The following is a 264-nucleotide window of genomic DNA, read 5'->3' as shown; positions in this document are numbered from 1 at the left end:
GCGCCCGGTCGAGGTCGTCCGTGCTCACGGGGGCTGCCTCGCCGTGTTCCGCGGGGCGCGGGTGCTCGTGCGCACCGCAGACGGGACACGGTTCGCCCGGGACGAGCGAGCCCGCGAGTTCGCCCGCGAAGCCGACGAATCGGCGGGCGACGAGCCCGGCGTGCTCGGCGGCGAGCTCGCGGTGCCGACGGACGGCGTCGGCGTAGGAGGCGCGGAGCGCGGTGAGCGACGCGGCGGCGGACTCCCTCTCGGCAGCCGCCTCGA

The 264-nt window shown here is 78.0% G+C and carries 1 protein-coding gene; it reads right to left on the bottom strand.

The window, feature by feature from the left end:
• On the bottom strand, window positions 1-264 hold a 264-nt coding region (locus ACH61_RS17780; RefSeq protein ID WP_201787639.1), incomplete at both ends, for a hypothetical protein.

This window comes from Rathayibacter tanaceti, from assembly GCF_001634385.1.
Lineage (GTDB): Bacteria > Actinomycetota > Actinomycetes > Actinomycetales > Microbacteriaceae > Rathayibacter > Rathayibacter tanaceti.
Note: the sequence above shows the minus strand (reverse complement) of the source record. Positions and strands in the feature narration are given on the sequence as shown.